Origin of the sequence: Acidovorax sp. Root217, assembly GCF_001428645.1 — a bacterium.
Classification (GTDB): Bacteria; Pseudomonadota; Gammaproteobacteria; order Burkholderiales; family Burkholderiaceae_C; genus Acidovorax.
Window position 1 is genome coordinate 188,594 of record NZ_LMIH01000041.1, and the last position, 268, is coordinate 188,861.

Genomic DNA, 268 nt, shown 5'->3' on the forward strand with positions numbered 1-268 from the left:
CCTGAATGCCGCGGTGGAAGCCGCCCGGGCGGGCGAACAAGGCCGGGGCTTTGCCGTGGTGGCCAGCGAAGTGCGCAGCTTGGCCGGGCGCAGCGCCGAAGCGGCCAAGGAAATCAAGAGCCTGATCACCGCCAGCGTCGAACGCGTGGAGCAAGGCACGCTGCTGGTGGACAAGGCCGGGGCCACCATGACCGAGGTGGTGGCAGCCATCCGGCGCGTCACGGACATCATGGGCGAGATCAGCGCCGCCAGCAGCGAGCAAAGCGCA

The 268-nt window shown here is 69.4% G+C and carries 1 protein-coding gene; it reads left to right on the forward strand.

Going from position 1 to position 268, the window contains the following annotated elements; all coding sequences use genetic code 11:
* The coding region (locus ASE31_RS31960; protein WP_235514787.1) for a methyl-accepting chemotaxis protein at nt 1–268 on the forward strand (268 nt) is incomplete at both ends.